The sequence below is a fragment of the Bacillus sp. XB1 genome, assembly GCF_053557995.1.
The window spans coordinates 2,526,336-2,550,592 of the sequence record NZ_JBNRIL010000001.1; the positions used below are offsets into that span (position 1 = coordinate 2,526,336).

The 24,257-nt window shown below is 35.0% G+C and carries 29 protein-coding genes and 2 pseudogenes; 6 read left to right on the forward strand and 25 right to left on the reverse strand.

Going from position 1 to position 24,257, the window contains the following annotated elements; genetic code table 11:
• Window positions 1-252 precede the first annotated feature (252 nt).
• Window positions 253-618: a VOC family protein gene (locus ACK1U5_RS12935; RefSeq protein ID WP_000473640.1), complete on the reverse strand. Its 366-nt coding sequence runs from the start codon at window positions 616-618 to the stop codon at window positions 253-255.
• A 60-nt stretch (window positions 619-678) separates the two neighbouring features.
• Entirely contained in the window at window positions 679-1,581 is a 903-nt protein-coding gene (locus ACK1U5_RS12940) for an AraC family transcriptional regulator (RefSeq protein WP_000446853.1), read from the reverse strand.
• Window positions 1,582-1,718: 137 nt separating this feature from the next.
• Between ACK1U5_RS12940 and ACK1U5_RS12945 the strand changes: the two genes are divergently transcribed.
• Window positions 1,719-2,204 carry an RNA polymerase sigma factor gene (locus tag ACK1U5_RS12945; RefSeq protein WP_448814822.1) on the forward strand — a complete coding sequence of 162 codons (486 nt, stop codon included), beginning with the start codon at window positions 1,719-1,721 and terminating at the stop codon, window positions 2,202-2,204.
• 5 nt (window positions 2,205-2,209) lie between these two features.
• Window positions 2,210-3,334: an anti-sigma factor gene (locus tag ACK1U5_RS12950; RefSeq protein WP_000501655.1), complete on the forward strand. Its 1,125-nt coding sequence runs from the start codon at window positions 2,210-2,212 to the stop codon at window positions 3,332-3,334.
• Between the two features lie 43 nt (window positions 3,335-3,377).
• Here the strand turns inward: ACK1U5_RS12950 and ACK1U5_RS12955 are convergent, their stop codons facing one another.
• A complete protein-coding gene (locus tag ACK1U5_RS12955; protein WP_000587072.1) occupies window positions 3,378-4,355 on the reverse strand; it encodes an HD domain-containing protein in 978 nt (325 codons plus the stop codon).
• A 134-nt stretch (window positions 4,356-4,489) separates the two neighbouring features.
• Window positions 4,490-5,596, reverse strand: a complete 1,107-nt coding sequence (locus ACK1U5_RS12960) for a metallophosphoesterase (RefSeq protein WP_000793739.1) — start codon at window positions 5,594-5,596, stop codon at window positions 4,490-4,492.
• Window positions 5,597-5,630: 34 nt separating this feature from the next.
• Here ACK1U5_RS12960 and ACK1U5_RS12965 point away from each other — a divergent pair.
• Both ACK1U5_RS12965 and cytK2 read left to right on the forward strand, forming a co-directional pair.
• Window positions 5,631-5,744 (forward strand): annotated as a pseudogene (locus ACK1U5_RS12965) (TetR family transcriptional regulator); the annotation flags it as partial.
• Window positions 5,745-5,887: 143 nt separating this feature from the next.
• The gene (cytK2, locus tag ACK1U5_RS12970; protein WP_000830628.1) at window positions 5,888-6,898 is read left to right on the forward strand and encodes a beta-channel forming cytolysin CytK2; all 1,011 of its coding nucleotides are present in this window, start codon (window positions 5,888-5,890) and stop codon (window positions 6,896-6,898) included.
• A 42-nt stretch (window positions 6,899-6,940) separates the two neighbouring features.
• On the opposite strand, the gene ACK1U5_RS12975 is transcribed toward cytK2, so the two are convergent.
• From ACK1U5_RS12975 to ACK1U5_RS13025, 11 genes and pseudogenes are all read right to left on the reverse strand, one after another.
• On the reverse strand, window positions 6,941-7,069 hold the full coding sequence (locus tag ACK1U5_RS12975) for a hypothetical protein (protein WP_257131505.1): 129 nt from the start codon (window positions 7,067-7,069) through the stop codon (window positions 6,941-6,943).
• A 172-nt stretch (window positions 7,070-7,241) separates the two neighbouring features.
• Window positions 7,242-7,724 carry a hypothetical protein gene (locus ACK1U5_RS12980; RefSeq protein WP_001005736.1) on the reverse strand — a complete coding sequence of 161 codons (483 nt, stop codon included), beginning with the start codon at window positions 7,722-7,724 and terminating at the stop codon, window positions 7,242-7,244.
• Window positions 7,725-7,933: 209 nt separating this feature from the next.
• A complete protein-coding gene (locus tag ACK1U5_RS12985; RefSeq protein ID WP_069605194.1) occupies window positions 7,934-8,608 on the reverse strand; it encodes a hypothetical protein in 675 nt (224 codons plus the stop codon).
• Between the two features lie 118 nt (window positions 8,609-8,726).
• Window positions 8,727-9,191, reverse strand: a complete 465-nt coding sequence (locus ACK1U5_RS12990) for a DUF6882 domain-containing protein (RefSeq protein WP_025709853.1) — start codon at window positions 9,189-9,191, stop codon at window positions 8,727-8,729.
• Window positions 9,192-9,458: 267 nt separating this feature from the next.
• Window positions 9,459-9,776, reverse strand: coding sequence for a ribonuclease E inhibitor RraB (locus ACK1U5_RS12995; RefSeq protein WP_113710745.1), 318 nt, complete (start codon window positions 9,774-9,776; stop codon window positions 9,459-9,461).
• A gap of 294 nt (window positions 9,777-10,070) precedes the next feature.
• Window positions 10,071-10,706, reverse strand: coding sequence for a hypothetical protein (locus ACK1U5_RS13000; RefSeq protein ID WP_069605193.1), 636 nt, complete (start codon window positions 10,704-10,706; stop codon window positions 10,071-10,073).
• A gap of 154 nt (window positions 10,707-10,860) precedes the next feature.
• Window positions 10,861-11,223 carry a hypothetical protein gene (locus ACK1U5_RS13005; RefSeq protein ID WP_000904358.1) on the reverse strand — a complete coding sequence of 121 codons (363 nt, stop codon included), beginning with the start codon at window positions 11,221-11,223 and terminating at the stop codon, window positions 10,861-10,863.
• Window positions 11,224-11,314: 91 nt separating this feature from the next.
• Window positions 11,315-11,668, reverse strand: coding sequence for a hypothetical protein (locus tag ACK1U5_RS13010; protein WP_000569001.1), 354 nt, complete (start codon window positions 11,666-11,668; stop codon window positions 11,315-11,317).
• 169 nt (window positions 11,669-11,837) lie between these two features.
• Window positions 11,838-12,301 (reverse strand): annotated as a pseudogene (locus tag ACK1U5_RS13015) (hypothetical protein).
• A 49-nt stretch (window positions 12,302-12,350) separates the two neighbouring features.
• Window positions 12,351-12,569, reverse strand: coding sequence for a hypothetical protein (locus ACK1U5_RS13020; protein ID WP_016109469.1), 219 nt, complete (start codon window positions 12,567-12,569; stop codon window positions 12,351-12,353).
• A gap of 220 nt (window positions 12,570-12,789) precedes the next feature.
• On the reverse strand, window positions 12,790-13,035 hold the full coding sequence (locus ACK1U5_RS13025; RefSeq protein ID WP_069605191.1) for a hypothetical protein: 246 nt from the start codon (window positions 13,033-13,035) through the stop codon (window positions 12,790-12,792).
• 507 nt (window positions 13,036-13,542) lie between these two features.
• On the opposite strand from ACK1U5_RS13025, the gene ACK1U5_RS13030 reads away from it, so the two are divergent.
• Window positions 13,543-14,130 carry a hypothetical protein gene (locus ACK1U5_RS13030; RefSeq protein WP_000566763.1) on the forward strand — a complete coding sequence of 196 codons (588 nt, stop codon included), beginning with the start codon at window positions 13,543-13,545 and terminating at the stop codon, window positions 14,128-14,130.
• A 209-nt stretch (window positions 14,131-14,339) separates the two neighbouring features.
• On the opposite strand, the gene ACK1U5_RS13035 is transcribed toward ACK1U5_RS13030, so the two are convergent.
• From ACK1U5_RS13035 to ACK1U5_RS13075, 9 genes are all read right to left on the reverse strand, one after another.
• Complete coding sequence (locus ACK1U5_RS13035) at window positions 14,340-15,413, reverse strand: sulfate/molybdate ABC transporter ATP-binding protein (protein ID WP_069605190.1); 1,074 nt, start codon at window positions 15,411-15,413, stop codon at window positions 14,340-14,342.
• A gap of 11 nt (window positions 15,414-15,424) precedes the next feature.
• Window positions 15,425-16,282 carry a sulfate ABC transporter permease subunit CysW gene (cysW, locus tag ACK1U5_RS13040; RefSeq protein ID WP_000433829.1) on the reverse strand — a complete coding sequence of 286 codons (858 nt, stop codon included), beginning with the start codon at window positions 16,280-16,282 and terminating at the stop codon, window positions 15,425-15,427.
• Window positions 16,283-16,293: 11 nt separating this feature from the next.
• Entirely contained in the window at window positions 16,294-17,121 is an 828-nt protein-coding gene (cysT, locus tag ACK1U5_RS13045) for a sulfate ABC transporter permease subunit CysT (protein WP_001227879.1), read from the reverse strand.
• Between the two features lie 34 nt (window positions 17,122-17,155).
• Window positions 17,156-18,211: a sulfate ABC transporter substrate-binding protein gene (locus ACK1U5_RS13050; protein ID WP_113710746.1), complete on the reverse strand. Its 1,056-nt coding sequence runs from the start codon at window positions 18,209-18,211 to the stop codon at window positions 17,156-17,158.
• 174 nt (window positions 18,212-18,385) lie between these two features.
• Window positions 18,386-18,562, reverse strand: a complete 177-nt coding sequence (locus tag ACK1U5_RS13055; protein WP_001999272.1) for a hypothetical protein — start codon at window positions 18,560-18,562, stop codon at window positions 18,386-18,388.
• 166 nt (window positions 18,563-18,728) lie between these two features.
• A complete protein-coding gene (locus ACK1U5_RS13060; protein WP_069605189.1) occupies window positions 18,729-20,261 on the reverse strand; it encodes a fatty acid--CoA ligase family protein in 1,533 nt (510 codons plus the stop codon).
• A gap of 161 nt (window positions 20,262-20,422) precedes the next feature.
• Window positions 20,423-20,851, reverse strand: coding sequence for a hypothetical protein (locus tag ACK1U5_RS13065; protein ID WP_113710747.1), 429 nt, complete (start codon window positions 20,849-20,851; stop codon window positions 20,423-20,425).
• Window positions 20,852-21,032: 181 nt separating this feature from the next.
• Window positions 21,033-22,022 carry a lipoate--protein ligase gene (locus ACK1U5_RS13070; RefSeq protein ID WP_000897275.1) on the reverse strand — a complete coding sequence of 330 codons (990 nt, stop codon included), beginning with the start codon at window positions 22,020-22,022 and terminating at the stop codon, window positions 21,033-21,035.
• A 9-nt stretch (window positions 22,023-22,031) separates the two neighbouring features.
• Window positions 22,032-22,766 carry an MBL fold metallo-hydrolase gene (locus ACK1U5_RS13075; RefSeq protein ID WP_000784690.1) on the reverse strand — a complete coding sequence of 245 codons (735 nt, stop codon included), beginning with the start codon at window positions 22,764-22,766 and terminating at the stop codon, window positions 22,032-22,034.
• A gap of 203 nt (window positions 22,767-22,969) precedes the next feature.
• On the opposite strand from ACK1U5_RS13075, the gene yhfH reads away from it, so the two are divergent.
• The gene (gene yhfH / locus ACK1U5_RS13080) at window positions 22,970-23,098 is read left to right on the forward strand and encodes a protein YhfH (RefSeq protein ID WP_000567010.1); all 129 of its coding nucleotides are present in this window, start codon (window positions 22,970-22,972) and stop codon (window positions 23,096-23,098) included.
• Window positions 23,099-23,137: 39 nt separating this feature from the next.
• On the opposite strand, the gene ACK1U5_RS13085 is transcribed toward yhfH, so the two are convergent.
• Window positions 23,138-24,151 carry a LacI family DNA-binding transcriptional regulator gene (locus ACK1U5_RS13085; RefSeq protein ID WP_000103715.1) on the reverse strand — a complete coding sequence of 338 codons (1,014 nt, stop codon included), beginning with the start codon at window positions 24,149-24,151 and terminating at the stop codon, window positions 23,138-23,140.
• Window positions 24,152-24,257 lie beyond the last annotated feature (106 nt).

A 24,257-nucleotide genomic window follows, 5' to 3' on the forward strand; every position in this document is an offset into this window, starting at 1 on the left:
ATGCAGATCGTTTTTTGGGGGTGTTTTAGCGGTATATGAAATTATATCGGCGATTTTTTGAATATATCGGCGCAACTCGAATTATATCAGCGATTTTTTGAATATATCAGCGCAACTCGAATTATATCAGCGATTTTCTAGATATATCGACTTACCGACAAAAACCGACAATACTAACCTACTTCCTCTACTACTATACAAAGTAAAAATAACCCTTCATAACTCACTATGAAAGGTCACTCCATATTTCAGCTATTTCCCTACTAACACAAACACATTCTCATCAGGTGCTTCCATTACTGCAACATGTCCTGATTCTGTTGGAAATGGTTCGCGAATCCACTTTACATCTTTATTATCTTTTAAACTCTCATACGTTTGTTGTACATCTTCTACTAATACTTCGACTTCCGTAAAATTAATATCCGGATGATTGCTTATTACTAACTCCGAACTTTTCTCATCTGGAAATTTCAATCCTATTAACGTCCAAATAGCTCCTTCTTCTAGTTCTCTTTCTATCATCCAGTTTTGCTTCATTCCCATTTCTTTATAGAAAGGAACTGATCTTTCTATATCTTTCGTATGTATAGATACACATTCTAGTTTTTTGAACATTTTCCCATTTCTCCTTTTATGAAAAAGCGAACCATCTCCCAATGATTCGCTCTTACCTTATTATTTTTTCTTCACCGGTATCCAAAGCTCTACTTGTGCAAACTCACTCTTATCTTCGTGGCAACGCTCATCGTACAGTTCAAACTCTGTAACTCCGCAATGTTCATACCCTGAATGCGGAAACCATTCTGAGAATACTGCATTCCAAGTTTGGTGAATAGACGATACCATTTCTTTATGAGGAACTTTCGGCGTTGTAAATACTGCATATGTTGCTGCAGGGAAAGTACGCTTTGCAATTTCATTTGGTACATTTTCAAAGTCTGTAACTTCCATTCCAATAATATAAGTGAAGTCCCCTGTTTCTAAATTAAAATCAGTACATAATCCAAGCTCTACCCATTGGCTCGTATCTTTACGATTCGGAATCGTTGTTCCAAGATCTTTTTGTAAATATTCTTGCCAAAATGCTGGGATGTCTTGATGGTTCTTCCCCTCTTTACTTGTCGTCTTCAGTTCATAACCTGCCATTAAAAATTCTGGTTTATTTACAATACGATATTCCATTTGTATGCCTCCTAAATACGGATTTAATTTTCTTTGCTTTACATTCACTCTGTAATACATCGGTGTTTCGATTTCTTGTTTTCGATATTCACTCGGTGTCATTTGAAATAATTTTTTAAAGGCTCTCGTGAACGTTTCGTGAGATTGAAAGCCATGCTCAAATGCGATATCAATAACTTTTTCATCCGTATGAGAAAGTTGATAAGCTGCCCGGGCTAACCTCCTCTTTCGAACATACTCCATTACTGTATCACCTACTAACGCCTGAAATACACGATGAAAATGCGACTCAGAAAAACCTGCAACCCGCGCTAAATTACGCAGCGTTTGTTTTTCCATTACATCTTCCTCAATATAATCAATTGACCTTTGAATTTGTGTTTCATAGCTTTCCATCTCTGTTCACCCGCCTTATATGTATTATGATAAAAGAGAACACAATCCAATTCTTGACGTTTTTTACTATAATTCCATAAAAAATTGTAACTTTTTTATATGTATTTCGTTGTTATGTATGAAGGGAGGGAAATGTAGTGAAACGCAAACAATCATTAGAAGAAATTTACTCAGAGCATATGCATGATTTATTTCGCTATCTTCTCTCCCTAACCGGAGATTCCCACTATGCGGAAGATCTCATGCAAGAAACATTTTACCGAATGCTCGTCCATATTGATTATTATAAAGGCGAAGAAATTAGGCCGTGGTTATTTACAATAGCCTACAACGCCTTTATCGATTGGTATCGAAAAGAAATAAAGTATAACACAACTACAGTGGAAGAATTCCATTTACCAAACGTGCCAAGTACAGAACATGAATATTTCGTAAAACATGAGATTGCTAGTTGGTTAGACAGTTTATCTTCTCTTCCGCTCGAAAGACGAAATGTCCTACTACTACGAGATTACTATGGATTCTCCTATAAGGAAATAGCAGAAATGACTGGTCTCTCATTAGCGAAAGTGAAAATTGAATTACACAGGGGACGAAAAGAAATAAAAAGCATAAAGGAGTGATACAGATGGGCTGTGCAGAATTTAAAAAACTATGGAAGAAGTATGAAAATGGAACGCTCACGCATGATGAACAAGAACTGTTAGAAAGTCATATTGAGTCATGTGAAGAGTGTGAAGCTTACTTAGATGAGCTGTTAACAAAAACAGAACCAATTAAGAAAAAGTTACCTCCAAAAGATCTTAAAATTCCTTTTTGGAGAATTAAGTGGAAACATCGTTTACAAACGTTTGGTTTTATATTATCAATTTGCATCGTTATCTATATAATCGGCGGGGTATTATCAGCCTTTTATTTTCAAGCTAATAATGATAAAAGGCTAAAAGAAATTAGAGAGGTTCCTTCGCTGGCACTTGAAGCAACTATCCCAAATAGCCGCGTTATGGGAGGCGGAACAAGTGTAGAAGCTTTTTTCCGTACAAATAGCCAATTTGATTTAGTAAGAACCGTCGGTAAAAAAGAAATGCCACTTGGTACAATAGAAACAAAAAGCTTCTTATCATCTGTAGATATCACGAAGCAAACTTGGATGAATCCGTTCTATCAACCAAAACTCTTCTTTGTTCATCCCAAAACAGAGCAGGGTGATTATTTAAAGGATTCATCAAAAAAAGTATGGGATACACTTGCAAAAGTACATGATGGAACCGTTGCAGAAGTAGCAATTTCTTTTGATAAAGCTTACACTTTAAAAGAATTAGAACCGCTTTTATATAGCATATTCGAGGCACAAGAACTCCCTCCAACTCCTGTATGGTACGCTTTAGATACAGGACAAGAAAGAAAAAATGTAGATGACTATATCCTACATGGCGGAGAAGCTATAGGGTTTCCAGAACATGTAAGATTCCTCGATAATGAAACTGACGGGCAGAAAACGCAAGAAGACAAAGTAACCGAAATGATGCGCGTTCTTTCTATCCATAAAAAAACGGTAAGCAAAATAGCAGCGCTTTCTGAGAAAGAACTAAACTTAGATAAACGTTATCAATATGTAAAGGATAACGGTGTAAAAGTATACGGAATTGTTATTACTGGCCCATCGAAAGAGTTATTAAAATTACAAAACTCCCCGCACGTACGTTATGCGACTCTTGGAGATATTGAGATTTGGAATTGGTTTGATCATTAATAAAAAAGAAGTAGCGCTCTAAAAAAGATGCGCTACTTCTTTTTTATTCCGAAATCAATTTCACATACATCCCTCTCACCGCTTTTTCATAAGCAATATCACTCATCTGTCTTATGTTTTCTGACACAACAGACGACTGAACGATTTTTCCTTCACGAAGTAACGGCGGATCAATAAGACGCACTTTATTTTTCTGATGTAAATCATAATCGTTTCTATCTTCTTTTACTTTTACATTTCGATGAACTTTGCTTAATAAAGCTTCTACTTCGGGGTCATTACATTGTTGCAATTTTGAAATAAGCTCCTCATCTTCAAGAAGAAAATCATCTGCATGAATAATCCTTTTATGAAGAGCTACCTTTAACGTTTTCGCTAACATATCATTTCCGTAAATATTCATTGGTTCCATAAAGAAATCGATTACTTCCTTGTAATACGTTTCTGTAAACCATTCTGCCATTTCGACACTTTGAACAACCATTTTCCCATCTACAGCGATGACATCTTCTAAAAAACTGTGAACTTCTTCTAAAGAAACATACCCATATGTATACATATCTCGTAATGTATAATCCACTCTGTCTGCGCATAATTCTGGTGCTGACCTTTCGAGTAACGTCCATTTCGAATCATCTAACAAAATATCTTCATAGTTATAACCATACTTCGCAAGAATCGCTGGAATTTCTGAGTTTTTCACAACAGAACTAAATATCTCTTCATGATAACTTTCATCTTCATTATCAAAAACGTAATCAATCACATGGGAAAAAGCAGTATGCGATACGTCATGCAGTAAACTAGCAATCTGTTCTTTTACTGAACCACCTAATTTTTTAACTAATAACATAACACCAACTGAATGATCAAAGCGCGTTACATTCCATTTCTCGTTCATTAAGTAACTTGCGCCATTTTGATGAATACCTTTTAGCCTTTGCATAGACTTACTTGAAATTAATTCTTCTACTACTTGATCCACTTCAAATTCTCCGTATAGTACATCTGATATGATCACTTACAATCCCCCTTTATTTTAATCGAGTCTTATAATCTTATCTCTTTTATGAAATTAGCACCAACATAAATATTTATTGTTATTTGTTTTTATTAAAAAAAATAGAGAGCCATCAGCTCTCTATTTCATAACCCCTATTCAAATGTAACTTCTACCTGCACAATCTCCGACCTACTACCAAGTCTAAGCGGTGGTCCCCAAAACCCAAATCCAGAAGAAACAATTGCGTGGAACGCGCCTTTTTGTGCGTATCCCCAGTCTAGCTCGTACATTCTTCTCGTTACAATATGATTGGGCGCCATTTGTCCGCGGTGCGTATGACCGGATAATAATAAATCTACACCTGCCGCTGCTGCTTGTTTCAACTCAAATGGCTGGTGATCCATTGCGATAACAGGCATCGATTTATCTACCGTACTCATTAATTGTTCAAAGCTTTGACGATCTCGCTCTGTTTTATCTCTTCTTCCAACGAGATAAAAGTCATCTTCAATTGTAATTACTTCATCTAAAAGAATACGAATATCAATCTTATCCATCTCTTGTAAAAACTCTGGAACCGCTCTACCATAGTATTCATGGTTCCCTAAAACACCATATACGCCTAATGGTGCTTTCATTTGTTTCATGATTGGTCCCATATTCTTTTGAATGAACACACCTGGATGATCATCGATAATATCACCTGGCAGTAAAATAATATCAGGTTCCATCTCATTTACATGACGAACAAGCCTTTTTAAATGCGAAACGCCAGACAGTTTACCGAAATGCATATCAGAAGCCATCGCAATGCGTAAACTTTTACGTCCCTCTACTTTTTTCGGTATGTGCACCTCGTACTTTCTAACTACTGGGCTATATGCGTTGAATACTCCGTATGCAAAAATAAAGATAAACGCAAGTAACACGGCCGTTCCTGTCCAAATAATTGCCGCTTCTTTCTCTACTGAAAACTGTAAAAGAAAGACCATAATATTAGCTAATGGCAACAGCATAAGCGCATATTGTATAACCGCAAACCAAATCGAACCTATCGTTCGCAGAAATGGCAAAAACTTAAACACTTGCACGAGAATGTACGCATATGAAATAAATGCGACTATAAAAGCATAATATCCCCAAGATTCCCAGCCAAATACCGCATGAAGCCAAACCCATCCGTTCCAGCCGATGTAAAACATAAGTAGTGTGTATATAATTAATATGGTAAATATATTGAGATAACGAAGATTCTTCACAGCCAGCCTCCTTATTGATTTCTTTTATTATAACTTGTTATGCACTTATAACGTAAATATTAAGCGCTTCAATCTTCATAATAAGAACATTGATAAACATATTATCTTAAAATTTTTAAGAACGGCTGTAATGGACATTTTTGAGTCTTAAGTGTTGGATGAAATTCTATTATCTTTATCGTTCAAAACTCACCTATGCAATTATGCATAACCATCCATTCCGTTTTATTTTCATGTTACGATATAAATGTAATACGACATATATCGACAAAGATAAAAGGAAGTGATTGTATGAAACGTTCTAAAACATACTTAAAATGTTTAGCATTATCTGCTGTTTTTGCTAGTAGCGCTGTAACTCTTTCAACACCTGCTGCTTATGCTCAAACAACATCGCAAGTTGTAACAGATATCGGACAAAATGCAAAAACACATACGAGCTATAATACATTTAATAATGATCAAGCTGATAATATGACAATGTCTTTAAAGGTAACTTTTATCGATGACCCAAGCGCTGATAAACAGATTGCCGTTATTAATACAACTGGTAGTTTTCTAAAAGCAAATCCTACTATAAGTGATGCACCTATTGATAACTACCCAATCCCTGGTGCTAGTGCAACATTACGTTATCCTTCACAATATGATGTTGCATTTAACCTTCAAGATAACAGCGCTCGTTTCTTTAACGTAGCACCTACAAATGCTGTAGAAGAAACGACTGTAACATCTAGCGTATCTTATCAACTTGGTGGCTCTGTTAAAGCTTCTGTAACGCCTAATGGCCCTAGCGGTGAAGCTGGTGCAACTGGTCAAGTCACTTGGTCTGACTCTGTAAGCTATAAACAAACTAGTTATAAAACAAATTTAATTGACCAAACGAACAAAAACGTAAAGTGGAACGTATTCTTTAACGGATATAACAATCAAAACTGGGGTATTTACACACGTGACTCCTATCATTCTTTATATGGAAACCAACTGTTCATGTACTCTCGCACATACCTATATGAATCTGATGCAAAAGGTAATTTAATACCGATGGATCAACTTCCAGCATTAACAAATAGCGGTTTCTCTCCTGGTATGATTGCTGTTGTTATCTCTGAAAAAAATACAGATCAATCTAACTTACAAGTCGCTTATACAAAACACGCCGATGACTACCAACTTCGTCCAGGCTTCACATTCGGAACTGCAAACTGGGTTGGAAACAACGTAAAAGACGTTGATCAAAAAACATTTAATAAATCATTTACACTAGATTGGAAGAATAAAAAGTTAGTAGAGAAAAAATAAGTAAAAAAACGAAGGGACTATTTAGACTCTTCGTTTTTTTACTTATTCATAATAAGATCCCGCGAGTAATACCGTCGCTATGAAATTCCATGATATATTTTTAGGCATCTCTTCACCTTTATTTTGAAAAGCATCCATTAAAATATCAATGCTTTCGTCACTTATAATCAATTTACCCCCTTTTATTTCCTTTTTATAAAAAGACATATTTCCTCTCCTTTACTCTCTTATACATATCCCTTGAAGACTCTCTTTTTCTTTCTATCACACTAAACCACGCACCACTTCTTCTAATAATAAATTCAACCATTCATCCAATTTGTTTTAAAACACTCTAATACACTCAGCTTTCTTTCCATAGTACTATCTCGACATTATACTCATTCTTTAGAAAAGAAAAAGCACTTCTCATTGCTTCATCTACTACAATAAGGCTAGAATAAATTAATCCTCTTTGAGCATCGTCATATCCAATGAAATGTAATACTTCTTTTGTATATAACATGAAATCTTCTAATTCTAATTGCACACCAAAGTCCCAATTTTCATGTGCATACCATACAATAATCTTCTTAGACAATAAACTAGTTAATTCACGTTCAAATTCTTTTATTTCATTGATAACTTGTTCAGCATTTAATTCACTCATAACTTTGATAGGATTCGGTGTTTCATCAATTAAAAAGTTTACTAATGAAGCAATTTTCTTCCCGCTAATAATCTCAAATTCTTTTATAGACGGACATAACATTAAAAACTTTTCTCTAGTAGCCTTTTCCTCTACCTTTTCTCTTAACATTGCAATTTTCTTTAGACGTTCATTCACATTTATCACCTCATACATTCAGTAAATTAACATAATAAAGCCTATCATCCGTTTGAAAATACATAACCGATCCGCGGCTATAATAATTAACAAATTGAATCGGCTCTCCAAAATGTTCATAGTACTTTTTCTGAATGTCACTTAATTTATTTTTCCGAAAAAAATTCATTTATGCTCTACAACCCTCTTCCTACTATACAACTTTGTTATTAAAGATAGATTTCTTCTTTCCAACTACTAGATTTAGATTGGACTACTATTAGATTTTCACTTTCCCATTTTAATGTACCCAAAAATCTTGCATACACCATTTCATTCCCTACCTCTTCCACCAATAGTTGGTCTCGAATCTTTAATCCCTTTTCATCATACACTTCACATCGTAGTTGGAAACCTTTAACGCGATGAATCCCTTTTAGTATTGCTACTTTCTTACGGCTTGGACTTTTCTTAGGTGTCTTTCCAACTAAAAATATTCCTTCATAGTTTTGCTTCACAATTTCTTCTAAAGATTCTTCTGTATACCCTTTAACAATAGAGGGTGAAAGGATAGAGTTTTCTTCAAGTTCAGGGATAACATATTGGCGTACTAATTTACAAAACTCTTTGTATTTCTCTTCAACTGAATTTAATGCTAAAAAGTCCATAAAATCATATGGAACATATATACGAATTTCACCCAAAGCTCTATTCACTTCATATGAAATATCAGTGTTTTCGTTAGCTAAACAAAAGACAGTTACTTTTTCAATCTCTCTTAATCCCATCTCAAACTTGCTAACTTTCTTTGAGAAAATCAGCTCAAAAATTCTAATTTCATGTACAAGCAAATAATGTTTTTTAGGACGTTTTTTTTTCCAATCGTAAAACTTTACCTCAAGCAATATAATTCACTCCTTTAAATTTATCACCATGCATCGAGGACCTATGATACCTTTTATTAATTTATTAAACTGTACTCCTTTTTCATTCTACCTTATCTATATTTTTCATATGCTCTACTCACAATGCATGCGGTGACATAACAGCCATAAATACATCACTTCTCTCACCTGGTGCCATATACACTCCTTCTGCATCTAAATATTCAATGGAAAAGGCTGCTAGCTCATACGCCATTTCTTGATCACATTCAAAAAGTGAATTTATAAAAACTTCATTTCCTGTAATATTTTGTAGATCTTTCAAACAGTTAGACTTACTTCTTGCATAATCAGCCACATTCTCATTAGCCCAAGACCACATCCAACTGTTACTCTTTCCAGACCAAGACCCTATAAAAACAACACTAAATTCAAGTAACACTTGACCATTTTTTTTAAACTGTAATATACATCGATCTTGATCATACCAATACTCATCAAAGTTATAGATATTATAATCCGAAATGAATTTTTGCTGTTTACTTTCTAATTTGTCATAACACATAACAAGATAATTTTCGAATTGTTCATCCGTCATTGCCAATTATCACACGCTCCCTTCATTCAAGATCTCCACTACAAACAATATATCTTATATCTTACTCTCTCAAAACCTATATAAAGTGAAACTTTAATTAGTCCTTACCAATCGGGCTTTTACCGGTAGCCCCCCGCCCACATATCATATACCTTTCTACCACTAAGATATCTTAATATATACAAAGAAAGAAGAACTTATATAAGCCCTTCTTTCCATAAATTGTTTCTTTACTCCATCTAATTTATTTTATCACGATAAATAAATTCACTATTACACAAATGCACCCCAACCGTCTGTATATCCACCAAACTCTTCACCCAGTTTATTCAATTCCTTTTGCATCTCTACAATATCCTCATAAATTAAGAACATTTCTTTAGAACAAGTACATGTCCAATCTTCAAATTCTTCATTATAATCTAATTTACAATTTAAGCCCAGCTCTTGTAGTCTGCCAATTATTTTTTCTCCATTACCTTTATCAGGAATTGCAATAAAGAAATCTACTATATGTTTTTTATTAAAATCTATACCTTGCTTGTATAACATATTTAATACTTGTCCATCTTCATCTTTTGGGAATTTCATTATAATCCCCTCCTAAATACCATTAAAACTCTTATTTTTATGCGAATAATGCCTCTTATCCATAAAGCTACCAAATTCTATCCCTTTACAGACACTAAAATCATCATCTACAACATTACTTTCTGCAAAAGAGAACTACTTTAATCTACACAATGTTTCTATAAAACTTATTGTAATTACATCCCCACAACTAAAAATATTTAGGACCTCTAAATATTAGATAGCAGAAAAATCTTCAATACTATATTAGCACTCAAATCTACTATAATCCTCAAAATGAGTAACTAAATTTGTCTATCCTAGTTCCATATTAAAAAGAAAGTTTACAAATAACTCCAATTCAAATTTATCCCTCGTCTTTAAATACTCTCTCTTTTTCTCAATGATTTGTTCTAATATCTCTTCTTTATTTAATAACAAGGCTAATCCAATAGCATTTTGTGCTCGCGTCCCATCAAATATTGTCCCTATTAATCCAGCCTCATCATCATCTCTTACACATAAATCAAATACATTTTCCATATCTACATACTTATCAATATATGGAATGAAGTATTCCTTAACTTCTTTTAAAATATCCATAGTAACAGGTAAAATATCTTCTTCCTTTTCAACACGCCACCTTTTTTGCTCTCTATAGACTAAATTCCCTAAATCAACTCCAATTGTATAGGTCTCCTTTTTCTCTCTAATTGTTAAACCGTCAGCCCATTGATTTTTCATATTTTCTAATTCATCAAAACGAATTCCCACATCCACCGTCACATCAAAATCTTCTAGGTGATTGATAAAGGCTAAATGTATACCGATTTTTCCTTTATCAAATTTTTTCACCAGGTCTTGTTGTGTAATTCTAGTCTTATAACCGTTTTCTTTTAATGCTTCACCTAGACCTTGCAGTAGCTTTAATTTTAATTCTTTTTTGTTCATATAATTCCTTCCGCTCTCTATTTTGATTTGTCCCACGAGGATTAGATACATGTCCTATCCTATATATAAAGAAAAAAGAGCCTATATTCGCTCTTCCTTCATATACACATTTAACAAATGCATCTTTCTAACCACTAACTTTTCTGGTGATATATTAATAGCCTCTAAAAGCAAACTGAATATACAAGTATGTACCAACACCATAAATAACAAAAGCAACTATAGTAATTAGCCAATTTTCACGAGTTTTTTGTACATACTTCGAACATGCCCAAAAAAGAAGTAAAATAATTAATTGAATTGCAGTCACTTTTGAGACAGCAATTATAGTAGTTTCCGTAACAAATACTACCCATGTTCCGAACAACATCCGAATACAAAAAATAATCGCCCCAATACGTGTTTCAGTATATTGTTTATTTATATTTATAAAAAATATATCTTGCAACATAACAGTTAATGTTAATACAACTACTAAAGCCAAGATAGAAATGAATTCTAAAAATTCTATAAGCACTTTTAGTCTCCCTTTTGACATCATTTTATTATAATTTTCATTAAAGATTCTTACTATCATGTAACTAGGTCTACAAATACCCTCTCATTATCTATACAGTTTTCGCATACATAATATGAAAATAACAGCTAAGAGCATAAATAATAAGTGCAATCATTGTAATATACCACTTTCCTCTGTACTTCTTTACACACTGCATAAGCCCCCAAAGGAAAAGTAATATAATTGATTGAATCACTAAAATATTTAGCGTCCCTAACAGAGTAGCTGTCATAGGGTAAATGATCCATATACTCACCAATGAACGTATAGCCATGACCGTAGCAAAGATTCTCCTATAATGAGACAGTCTTATACTACCTATGCAGTACTCTTGTAAAAATACGATAGATGCTACTAGCATATTTAAAACCAAAATTAATAAATATCCAAAAAACTCTATCAACTCTAAATTCTCCTTCATAAATTTATTTACGATTTCCTATCGCATCAAAAGTTAACAATTCACTCCGAAGTTTTATAAGTTACTTTTTCAAAAATACTAGCTAATATTCCAATAATCATCAAAGAGATTATTATTCATACATTCATTTTATTACTGAAGGACGACCTATTTAAAAATCCAATTTTTTAGCGGACTTGAAATAGTCTTGAAATTTATCATCGATGTCCTCATCTTTACTAAAAAAAGCGTTACATACGAATCCCAACAAACAATTTCAAGTTTTGCTTGAGGGTGCTGAATATTCGGACTTGGTACCCAGAGCCCTTCATTTCCATTTGCATAGGGTTCTACAAGCAAATTATTAATATCAATGTTTATAGACTTATCAAACGCAGATAGTACACCCCAAATAAATTGAGGATTATATCTCTTTACGAGATTTGAAAGATCTTCACCTGCTATCCAAACTATTGGATGCGACATTTTAGGATAATCTCGGATAAGTTTCTCTTCCTGATGTGCGACAATCTCCATTTCTGTTATAAGCCAATTAAACTCTTTTTCCCTACCTTGAAATGAGTCAAAAACGGAAGCTAAAACTGTATATTTAGATCCATGTAAAATGAAGTTCATCCAATCCCTCCAATTAGTAACAATCGATAAGTTAGCCTTCTTGAACTTATTATGTATAGCTAATTAAACAAATACCAATGAATACTGTTACTATACACAATATAATAGTTGTTGCAGTATCTAGCAAAATGCTTACGGCTAGGAAAATTATTAATTTAAGAGCAAAAGAAGACCCTTTTTCTTTCCATTGCCGATAGATTTGCATCATTGCATAAATTAATGGAATCATACCACCTATAATCAGAATAATCCCTATTATTTTCCCCATGTTTCCCCTCCTTTTAAATATTCGAATCAATATATATACTATATAATCATACACCCTCAAAATATATCCTTATATTTTTGAAGTTATTTTACACATACAAAACCCTCTAATCATAGCTACACTCGTATTAAGCGCATTGTTAAAAGTTATATAATCTTTCATTCTGTAATTAACGGAACTTTCCATCTGCTAAAAACGTTGCCATACAGCTTAACATTTTCTAAGGTATTAAATTTCCTAAGATATCAATTAGCTCTTCTAATGCTCTTCCCAAATCGTTTATATTGTCTCGTTCATCAAAACCTTTCTCCATTAATTCATCTGCTATAATATCTCTCAATTTATTTATTTTTTCAGTTTCTATCATACGTAAGTCTTCATAAACATTTAACCATAGTAAATGTTTATTTTGTGATTCTAATGTCTGTTTCAATAAAATCTGCATCTCTTTATTTAATTTAAACAAACTTATTTTTTCCTTATGTATTTTGAACCTTTAGCAAAAGTTGTAATTACTTTACCTTTTTTATTTAAAACTACTACAGCCTGTTTACTAGTATATTTAGTTCTACCGCCACTTTGTATAACTTTTTTACCGGTTTTAACAACATTTAAAATGGCCTTAGATGATTCTCCTACACCATCACGACTAATTGCCTATACCATTTCTTTTCTTTCATAAACTCACCTCGCTGAAATATTTTTTAACACAATAATGTTACATATTCAAATCTAAATGAAACAAAGAGTAAAGTAAATGCAGTTTAAAAATAAATACATCTATCATAAAAAAAGAAAAGACGATTTCTTTTCTCATTAATGCTTGTAGTATCCCACCCCATTTAATGATTGATAAAATAAGACAAGGGCTTTTTTGGAATCATCGGTTAAACTTGCAATTTAGTTGCAGAAGGCACAAACTGATGATGCGGAAAAACGTAGTATATAGAAGACTATGTAAGGAGTTTGTCATATGATTGATAACAGAATTTCGAAAGATTATGACCATGAAATAGATGATTCTTTAAAAGAAATTACAGATACAACCATCTTACTTAATTTTCAAAAAGCGATTGTAAGTTTATATCCTCATCTAATACCAATTCATGCTTTTGCCTATGACGCATGGGATGATATTGTAATGCCCTTGTTTTATGAAATGGTATATAAAACCTTTGCTTTTAAATACGGGATAGATATTAACTTTAAAGAAACTCATACCTATATGTTTTCGCTTAATAGTTATAAAGGGATACATCACATCGAGTGTGTTCCAAAGTGCACGACATTTAAGATTTATATTAACGAAGAATGGATTGAAATGGATAATAAAAGTTTGAAAGAAAATGTATTTGTATTTAAGTCATTTGGGGATGGATTGCATTTTCTAACTGGTGGAATTGAAATTGCAGATGCTTATCGTGTAGGATTTGACCTTGTTGAGGTTGATATTGTTTCTACCATAACAGGTCTTCCATCTAAAACAAGTATTTTTATTGATAAAGAGCATGTAGACTTTGTGTTTGTTGCAGAAACATATGATACAAATATCCAAAATTAAAAATTTTATGTAAGAAAGTAGGAAGAATATCTTCATTACTACTCATATCAAATAGTTGTTTGAACACGCTCCGCTATTATATATACAAACTTCCTACTACATTTCATATGAGAAAAGGTTATTACGATAAACAAAGAAAAGGTCTCCTAAAAGATATTTTAGGAGACCTTTTCTTATTAATAGATTTTGTGATTTAAGAGTAAACACTCTTAAATTACAAAATCCTCCGGAATAAACACTTTCACTTCTTTCGGCTGTACGTATACGAAATCACCCGCTTGAATGTTCAGCTGCTTGAACTGTTCTTTCGTAATTTCTGCTTCTAAATATTCATCTGTTCCGTCTCGTTTTAATTCTACATATACGATATTTCCGACTGCGTGAGAATAAGATACTTTTGCCGGGATTGCATCTATGCTTTGTTTCGTACGAGAGATTGATAAGTCATGCGGCCTTACGTAGGCTATTCCGTCTACGTTGGAAACGTGCTTATGCTCTGGTGCTTCTAGTTCGACCGATCCTACATTTAGCTTTCCTTTATGAACGCGGCCGTGAAATAAATTTACATTTCCTAAAAAGTCATATACAAACGGACTTGCTGGGTTTTCATATACTTCTTCCGGTGTTCCCATTTGTTCAATGCAACCTTCATTCATTACAACGATGCGGTCTGCAACGTCTAACGCTTCTTCTTGATCATGTGTTACGAATACGCTCGTAATTTGAAATTCGTCATGTAATTTTCGGAGCCATCTGCGTAATTCTTTTCTCACCTTTGCATCGAGTGCACCGAACGGTTCATCGAGTAATAAAATTTTCGGTTCGACTGCAAGTGCCCGGGCTAGTGCAATACGTTGACGTTGTCCACCAGATAATTGCGCTGGATAACGTTTAGCAAAGTCATCCATTTTTACGAGCTTTAATAATTCTGTTACCTTTTCTTCTATCGCTTCTGCTGACGGTCTTAAGCTTTTCTTTCTTACTTTTAAACCGAAAGCGACATTCTCAAATACATTCATATGTTTAAAGAGCGCATAGTGCTGAAAGACGAAACCGACTTGCCTGTTTTTCACGTGAATGTCTGTTAAATCTTCTCCATCAAATGAAACAGAGCCTCCATCCGCTTCTTCTAATCCTGCAATAATGCGTAATAACGTCGTTTTCCCAGAACCTGACGGGCCTAATAAGGCAACAAGTTCACCTTTTGGAATATCCAAATGAATGTCTGTTAGTGCTTGAAATGTACCATATTGCTTTGATACACCTTGAATTTGAATACTCACCGTAATCCCCCTTATTGTCGTTTTTCCATTCGCCATTCAATCCAGTTTTTTATAACGAGTGTAAACACTGCAATTAATGACATTAACGTCGCTACTGCAAATGCTGCTGAAAATTGATATTCATTGTACAAAATTTCAATATGGAGCGGCATCGTGTTCGTAATGCCACGCACGTGACCTGATACGACAGAAACGGCTCCAAACTCACCGATAGCACGGGCATTACATAGAATCATGCCGTATAAAAGACCCCATTTTATATTTGGAAGCGTAACGCGCCAAAACATTTTCCAGCCACTTGCGCCAAGTGATAAAGCTGCCTCTTCTTCACTTTTCCCTTGCGCCTGCATAACCGGAATTAATTCACGTGCAACGAACGGGAAGGTTACAAAGATTGTTGCGATAATAATGCCTGGTACAGAGAAAATGAGTTTCACTCCATGTTCAAGTAACCATTCGCCAAGAGCACCCCTCGGTGTGAAAAGTAAGACGAATACTAATCCTGCGATAACTGGTGACACAGCAAACGGCAGTTCAATAAGAGAGAGTAATACTTGTTTTCCTTTAAACTGAAACTTTGTAATAAGCCATGCCGCTGCGATTCCGAATACCGTATTCAGCGGTACAACGATTAACGTAACGAGAAGCGTTAACCTAATTGCTGAAAATGCTTCTTGATCTGTAATAGCGGCAATGTATACATCCATCCCTCTTTCAAAGGCTTTTAGAAAAATAGTTATGAGTGGCAGTAATAGAAAGAGAGATAAAAATAAAACTGTAATCGTAATTAATATGCCTGGTACAAGCTTAGATTCTTTTTTAGCTGATACGCTTTTTACTATTTTCTTTTCTAATAATGTTGGTTCCATTTTCTCTCCTCCTATTCACTTTTTAGTTCATGCCTTCTACTCCAGCTTTGAATCATATTAATAAGAAGAAGGAAAAGGAGGGAAATAATAAGCATCACGGTCGCTACAGCTGTTGCCCCCGCGTAATCATATTGTTCTAGTTTCGTCATAATCATCAGTGGTGCAATTTCTGTTTTCATCGGCATATTACCTGCGATGAAAACGACAGATCCGTATTCTCCTAATGCTCTTGCAAATGCGAGTGAAAAACCGGCAAGAAGAGCGGGAAAGATTTCTGGTAAAATGATTTTCACAAATATTTGTAAGCGGGATGCACCTAAACTCGAAGCTGCCTCTTCTACTTCTTTATCAATATTTTGCAGCACTGGTTGCACCATTCGAACGACAAATGGTAAACCGATAAAAGTAAGCGCAACGATAATTCCGAGTGGTGTAAAAGCTACTTTTATATGAAACAGACTAAATATTTTCCCAATCCATCCATTTTCCGCATAAAGCGTTGTAAGTGTAATACCAGCTACAGCTGTCGGAAGTGCAAACGGTAAATCAATGAGTCCATCTAATAGTCTTTTCCCTGGAAATTTGTAGCGTACGAGCACCCATGCTATTAATAAACCGAAAATGGCATTTACAATAGCAGCTGCAAATGAAGTTGTAAAACTAACTTGATAGGAATGCAACACACGCTCGTTCGTTATAACCCCAGCGAACTTCTTCCAACCTAACTGTGAAGTTTGAATAAATACGATAGAAAGTGGTATAAGTACGAATAAACTCATGTACAACATTGTAAATCCAAGCGATAATCCAAACCCTGGTAAAACACGTTTCTTCCTCATCCTCTTTCACCTCATCCCCCTTTAGCAGTACGCATTATTTTTGATAAATTTTATCGAATACGCCGCCGTCATTAAAGTGTTTCTCCTGCGCTTTTTTCCAGCCACCAAATAGTTCATCTACTGTAAATAATTGAACTTTCGGAAATTGAGATGCATATTTTTCTGCTACTTTTTCATTACGTGGACGATAAAAGTTTTTTGCCGCAATTTCCTGTCCTTTTTCTGAGTACAAATATTCAAGATACCCTTCTGCTACTTTTTTCGTTCCTTTTTTATCAACGACTTTATCTACAACCGCTACTGGTGGTTCTGCAAGTACACTAATAGAAGGGGTTACAATTTCAAATTTATCTTTTCCAAGCTCTTTTTGGGATAATAACGCTTCATTTTCCCATGCGATTAATACGTCACCAATTCCTTTTTCAACAAATGTTGTCGTTGCTCCGCGCGCTCCTGAATCTAATACTTCTACGTTTTTATAAATTTGGCTAACAAACTCTTTCGCCTTATCTTCACTATTATTATATTTTTTCAGTGCGTATCCCCACGCCGCTAAATAGTTCCAACGTGCCCCGCCTGATGTTTTTGGGTTTGGTGTAATGACAGACACACCTTTTTTCGTTAAATCATCCCAGTCTTTAATACCTTTCGGGTTTCCTTTTCGAACAAGAAATACAATTGTTGACATGTATGGAGTGGAATTATTCGCAAGTCGCTTCTGCCAATCTTCTGCTAATTGTTTTTTCTTACTAATCGCATCAATATCATAAGCAAGTGCTAGTGTAACAACGTCTGCTTCTAAGCCATCAATAACAGAGCGCGCTTGACTTCCAGATCCCCCGTGTGATTGTTTTACATTTACTGTTTGCCCGTGCTTCTCTTTCCAATACTTCGCAAAATCTTTATTGAAATCTTGATATAACTCCCTCGTTGGATCATAAGAAACATTTAAAAGCTCAACTGTTTTTTTATCTCCACTTCCTTCAGAATTACTAGTGGATGTTGCCGAACCACACCCTGATAAAAGTACAACTGCTGATAATAAAACACCTGTACTTTTCATAAACGCTGTCTTACCCCACTTTTTCATCGTTAAGCCCCCTTAGTTTATACAATAGAAAAAGGCACACAATATATTCACAAATGTGAACATTGTGCGCCTTCAGTTTATCTGATTAGCTTCTAATGTATTCTATTCGATTTCTTTTCATTTTAATTCTGTAATTCACATGTGTCAACTTGGAATTTGAATTTTCTTATTAAACTAAAATATTGGCATACGTTGAGCCCAATGATTTTTCAAATCAGCAAATTCTTTTGGTAACTTACTATTTTCATTCCATTCTAATTTATATGCATTTACTAACACCGTAGCCATTGATTCACAGTCCACTACTCCATTTTGATTAAAATTACCGTTCTTATCACTTTCAGAGTTCATCCATAATTTCACAAATAAGATATTGCACCCGACGTAAGCGTTAATTTCTTCTGATCTACGTATGTCCCCTCCTTGTTGGTCATATACAGGTTTAAATATATGGCACCACCGCTTAATCAATACAAAAAAAATGAGGCAACCACCTCCAAAGATGGTTGCCTCATTTTTACACTTGCATCGCTTTCTCTCTCAATGCTCTTCTTAACAACTTACCCGTCGTATTCTTCGGCAATTCTATTAAAAACTCAATGCTTTTCGGCACTTTATATTTCGCTAAATGTAACGTACAGTAATGCATTAGTTCTTCTTCTGTTACGTTTGCTTGCTTCAAAACGACGTACGCTCGCACAGCTTCTCCTAAGTTTTCATCAGGAACACCGATTACGACAACTTCCGCTACTGATTCGTGCGTATATAATACTTCTTCTACTTCACGAGGGTATACGTTATAACCGCCAACTAAGACGATATCTTTTTTACGATCCACGATATAGAAGTAACCTTCTTCATCCATTTTCGCCAAGTCACCTGTATATAGCCAGCCGTCTTTCAATGTCGCAGCTGTATCTTCTGGTGCATTATAGTATCCTTTCATAACGTTAGGTCCGCGAACAATTAATTCACCGACTGCGCCGACAGGTACTTCTTCCCCAAGTTCATTTACAATTTTATTTTCTACATGCCAAATATTTGTGCCAATTGATCCTGGTTTCCGAGGACGATCTAGCGGATTGAAACAAGTAACTGGTGATGCTTCTGATAAACCGTATCCTTCTGAAACAATAACGTTAAAACGTTTTTCAAAGTTTTGCAGAAGAGCAACAGGCATCGATGCACCACCGGAAATACAAAGGCGAAGCGTCTTCACATCTTCTGCGCTTGCTTCTTCAAATAAATATAAATAATTGTACATCGTCGGTACGCCAGCAAAGATCGTTGGTTCGTACGTGCGACAAATACGGAATACTTCTTTCGGACTAAATTTCGGTAACATTAAAATCGTTGCCCCGTTCACAATCGGTGCATTTACCGCAACTGTTAAACAGAATACATGGAACATAGGCAGTGCCGCAACAACGCAGTCATCAGCCGTATATTGTAAATACGACGCCACATCGTTCGCATTACTATATAAATTTTTATGTGTTAACATAGCGCCTTTCGGTTTTCCAGTTGTGCCCGATGTGTATAGAATAACCGCTACATCTTCTTCATCTAGTTCAGGACCTTCGTAAGTTGTATCTCCAGTCCCCACAAAACTAGTAAACGTTTTCATTTTTTCGGTTTCTGTATGGTTAAAATCTGATGAGGTTTCACATATGATGATGTTTTCTAATGAAGGAAGTCTTGTTGTAAGAGATTGTATAACAGGTAGAAGGACGTCGAGTACGATGATTGTTTTTACATCTCCATTTTGGAAAATATAATGCATTTCGTCTGCTGTATAAATTGGATTAACTGGAATAACAGTTGCTCCGGCTTTCATTGTTCCGTATAAACCGACCAAATAATGTGGTGAGTTCCCAACAACTAATGCGACATTGTCCCCTTTTCCAATGCCCATTTCTGCTAAATTGCTAGAAAACCTTGTGACCATTTTGTTTAATTGGTCATATGAGACCGACTGATCCATAAATATATAAGCCGGTTTTTCCCCCTTCTTTTTTGCCGTTTCAGCCAAAGATTGAACGAGATTCACAAAAACCCCACCTTTATAAAATTTAGAATATTTAAAAATTCTAAATTAATTATATTAAAAGAAAATTAAAGTGGCAAGTGATATTCTATTAACTGCATATAGACAGATCACCTTCTCTTAGTTTACTTTGGAAAAATAAGGGGATTTTATTTACAAGTAATTTATAACACTAGACCAAAAATCATTTTAGGATAATATGTACTCATCTTTTCTCTAAGTTTATCAAGTTCCTCTTTATGTAACGTCGTATGCTTTCCAAACAAGTTAAGAGCGTCCGCTCCATCTTCATGAAAATAAACTGTAACATATAATGTCGGTAACCCTATATTGTCTTCATCTATTGATAAGATGACATCTAGTGTTTTATTAACAGTGCTGAATGTTTCATTTCTTTTCCACTTCTTATTTTGAAACATGTCTTGTATATCATGTATCTTTCGTTTGTTATCTGTATGCGTAAAATATATAACATTATCCTCAGCCGGTTTTCCGATAGACAAAATTGTACGACTTGAGGGCGATCCACTGTTACACGCTGTCATTCCGACGGCGAAGCTGAGTAATAATACAACGTACATTACCCTTTTCATTTCGATTCGCCTCCTTTTGAATATATATATTCCTTTACGAGGGGCAAATGTCCTGTGATTTTATGTTTTGTGGTAAATGAAATTTTATGAGCGATTTTTCAGTTATATCGACTTACCGACAAAACCTGACAATCTACGCAAAAAAGAAAGAGGCTGCCCGTTATGGAAGCCTCCCTCATTTTTAGAAGAATAAATGTAAGAAATCTTCTGTTGTAATGTTACCGAAGTAGCGTGCGATATCTACGCCTTCTAAAGCTGCAGTGAATGCATCTTTATCGAACTGAACGCCTGTTAGACGCTCTTCGATATCATGAACATCTAGTGAACCGAAGAAGTCGCCGTAAATTTTACATTCTGTTACTGTTCCTTTTTTCACTTCAAGACGAACGTCAACTTGTCCAACTGGGAAGCGGTGTGAATGTTGTAAGTTGAACTTCGGTGATTTTCCGTAGTTCCAATCCCAATTTTGGTAACGTTCTTCAGAAAGTTTATGGATTGCTTTCCAATCCTCTTCTGTTAATTCATACGTTGGGATTTCTGTTTCTCCTTCGAAAATTGTTTCTAGAAGAAGTTGTCTAAACTCTTCTGTCGTCATTTCTTCGTTTAAGAACTCTGTAATGTTCGCAACGCGGCTACGGATTGACTTAATTCCTTTTGATTGAATCTTATCCATTTTTACTTTTAACGCTGATACGACGTGATCGATTTCAGAGTCAAATAGTAACGTACCGTGGCTGAACATACGACCTTTCGTTGCGAACTGTGCGTTACCTGAAATTTTTCTACCTTCAGCTAAAATGTCGTTACGACCACTTAGTTCTGCATTTACGCCTAATTTACTAAGCGCTTTCGTTACAGGTTCTGTAAATTTTTTGAAGTTGCTGAAACTGTCTCCATCATCTTTCGTAATAAAACTGAAGTTTAAGTTTCCTAAATCATGATATACTGCGCCTCCGCCTGATAGACGACGAACGACATGAATACCTTTTTCTTTTACGTAATCTGCATTAATTTCTTCTACTGTGTTTTGGTTTTTACCAATGATAATCGAAGGTTCGTTAATGTAGAACAGTAAATATGTTTCGTTAATATCTAAATTTTTCACACAATATTCTTCAATCGCTAAGTTTATTCTAGGATCTGTAATTCCTTTATTATCAATAAATAACATCGTATCACCTCATGAGTTCCATACGTAGCCACTATGCGCTAGCGTAATGTGGCCACTGAAAATTTGTTTTGCTTCTGTTACTAAATCAGATGGGTTGCCTGTATGCGGTAAGTGCGTTAATAAAAGTTCTTTTACATTTGCATCTTTTGCAATACTTGCTACTTCTGTACTATTCATATGCCCTGCTTTTGCAGCCTCTTGATGTGCATACATATTACACTCACAAATGAAAAGATCAGCATCTTTCGTGAATGGAATGAATTCAGGAATATAACTTGAATCAGCGCTGTATACTACAGCATCATCTCCAGCTGTAATACGCATCGCAAAGCATGTAACAGGATGAACAGTTTTTAAGAACGAAATCGAGAACGGTCCAACTTGAAGTGTTTCTTCTGGATTGTACGCGATTCCTTTCGTATGTGGTTCATGTGTTAAAGAATGGAATCCATTCTCGTCAAACGTATGACCGTATATTGGTAATTCCGGTAGTTGCCTTGTTGTCGCACTCGTAATTAATCTCGCATATTGCAATACCCCAATGTCCGCAACATGATCGTGATGATAGTGTGACAGTACAACTGCATCTATATGAGATGGTGTTATATATTTTTGAAGCTGTGCTAGTACACCACTACCACAGTCTACAAGTAAACGAAAACCATCGTGTTCAAACAAATACCCCGACGTTGCTTCTCCCGCTTCTGGAAAGCCGCCCCAAAAGCCGACAACAGTCATTTTCATATGTATCCATCCTTTCTAAAACCGAGTAGGAATGCAGTTTTTCTCCGTACTTGAGAAAGTTTTTTACTTACATCCTACATTGTTAACTATAATCCATTTCCTAAACTTTTTCATTAATTTTCAATTTTGTTATAAAACAGTTGTTGACTTTTATTTTTTGTACTAATACAATGATAGTAAGAAATGGAAATGGAGGGATTGACATGATCGATCAACCAATGGAGTTTTTCAGAAATTTACCGACGAAAACTTGTGCGCACTGCGGGAAAGAAATTGATGAGCAACACGAAGCATACCATAACAAATGTGATGATTGCGTTCACGAAGAATAGTAGTTTTTGAACATAAAAAAACCTAGCAGACATAGTCTACTAGGCTAATAACATCTTATCCTTCATCGTTGAACCTTTCACCAAGAGCTCCAGTTCAAACTCATACAATTCTTTTTTTCGATAATTTTTCGTATGGATTTTATCCATCATCAGGTCGACAACTTTTCTGGCCATTTCATCAATTGGCTGTTCAATTGTCGTAATACCTGGTTCTGTAATCTGCGATAATATTTGATTATCAAAACCGATAACAGCGAGATCATCTGGAATGCTCCAGTTATGGCGTTTCGCCTCTGAGATAATTCCAGCTGCTACCTCATCGCCTCCTGCCAAAATCGCGGTAGGATTTTTTTTGTCCTTTAATACTTCATGGAATATTCGTTTTCCATCCTCCCAAGAGAAAGCGTTTTCAAGAAAGTCAATCGCTTCTACTTGGCGGCTCTTCTCAGTTATTGCACGTAAAAAGCCCATTTTTCGCTGCTGGCTAACGACTTTGGTTTCGTTACCACGGCAAAAAATAAGATTACGATATCCTTGATCTAACACATGCTTCGCAGCTATGTATGCTCCTTGCGCATGATCAAACTTCACTGTTGGAATATTTGCTTCCTCAATATATTCATTACACAACACGATTGGACCGTGCTGTAAGTATGGCTCTACATCTTCCCACGGATTTTCTAGTGAACATAGAATAATCCCATCTACTTGTTTCGTAGATAATAATTGTAAATACTCCATCTCTTTTTCCGGTAAATATCTTGTTTGACAAATAATCAGTTTATATTTATGTTCAGAAGCAGCAATCTCGATTGCTTCAATAAATCTACTGAAGAAAGGATTTGTAATCCTTGGAACTAGCACCGCAATTGTTTCCGTTTTTTGTTTACGAAGCCTTCTCGCCGCAGAATTAGGAACGAAGCCTAAATGCTTCATTGCTAATTGAACCCTTTTTTTCTTCTCATCTGAAACATATGGATGATTATTAATCACCCTAGAAACCGTTGTCCTTGATAACCCTGCTAATTTCGCCACGTCCTCTATAGTCGACACGAAATTCTCCCCCTTTGCATGAAAACGTTTTCTTAAATTGATTATATAGTATATTATTGGAAACTGCAATATCGGTTGTTATGATTTTACTATATTAATATTATAC

Coding starts and splice junctions, on each gene's coding strand:
- ACK1U5_RS13075 (WP_000784690.1), bottom strand. CDS start 22,766: ATGAAAATGACTGTTGTCGGCTTTTGGGGCGGCTTTCCAGAAGCGGGA.
- ACK1U5_RS13055 (WP_001999272.1), bottom strand. CDS start 18,562: ATGAACTCTGAAAGTGATAAGAACGGTAATTTTAATCAAAATGGAGTA.
- ACK1U5_RS13020 (WP_016109469.1), bottom strand. CDS start 12,569: ATGGGGAAAATAATAGGGATTATTCTGATTATAGGTGGTATGATTCCA.
- yhfH (WP_000567010.1), top strand. CDS start 22,970: ATGATCGATCAACCAATGGAGTTTTTCAGAAATTTACCGACGAAAACT.
- ACK1U5_RS13030 (WP_000566763.1), top strand. CDS start 13,543: ATGATTGATAACAGAATTTCGAAAGATTATGACCATGAAATAGATGAT.
- ACK1U5_RS13070 (WP_000897275.1), bottom strand. CDS start 22,022: ATGTTATTTATTGATAATAAAGGAATTACAGATCCTAGAATAAACTTA.
- ACK1U5_RS12950 (WP_000501655.1), top strand. CDS start 2,210: ATGGGCTGTGCAGAATTTAAAAAACTATGGAAGAAGTATGAAAATGGA.
- ACK1U5_RS13000 (WP_069605193.1), bottom strand. CDS start 10,706: ATGAACAAAAAAGAATTAAAATTAAAGCTACTGCAAGGTCTAGGTGAA.
- ACK1U5_RS12940 (WP_000446853.1), bottom strand. CDS start 1,581: ATGGAAAGCTATGAAACACAAATTCAAAGGTCAATTGATTATATTGAG.
- cytK2 (WP_000830628.1), top strand. CDS start 5,888: ATGAAACGTTCTAAAACATACTTAAAATGTTTAGCATTATCTGCTGTT.
- ACK1U5_RS13050 (WP_113710746.1), bottom strand. CDS start 18,211: ATGAAAAAGTGGGGTAAGACAGCGTTTATGAAAAGTACAGGTGTTTTA.
- ACK1U5_RS12995 (WP_113710745.1), bottom strand. CDS start 9,776: ATGAAATTCCCAAAAGATGAAGATGGACAAGTATTAAATATGTTATAC.
- cysT (WP_001227879.1), bottom strand. CDS start 17,121: ATGAGGAAGAAACGTGTTTTACCAGGGTTTGGATTATCGCTTGGATTT.
- ACK1U5_RS13065 (WP_113710747.1), bottom strand. CDS start 20,851: ATGAAAAGGGTAATGTACGTTGTATTATTACTCAGCTTCGCCGTCGGA.
- cysW (WP_000433829.1), bottom strand. CDS start 16,282: ATGGAACCAACATTATTAGAAAAGAAAATAGTAAAAAGCGTATCAGCT.
- ACK1U5_RS12935 (WP_000473640.1), bottom strand. CDS start 618: ATGTTCAAAAAACTAGAATGTGTATCTATACATACGAAAGATATAGAA.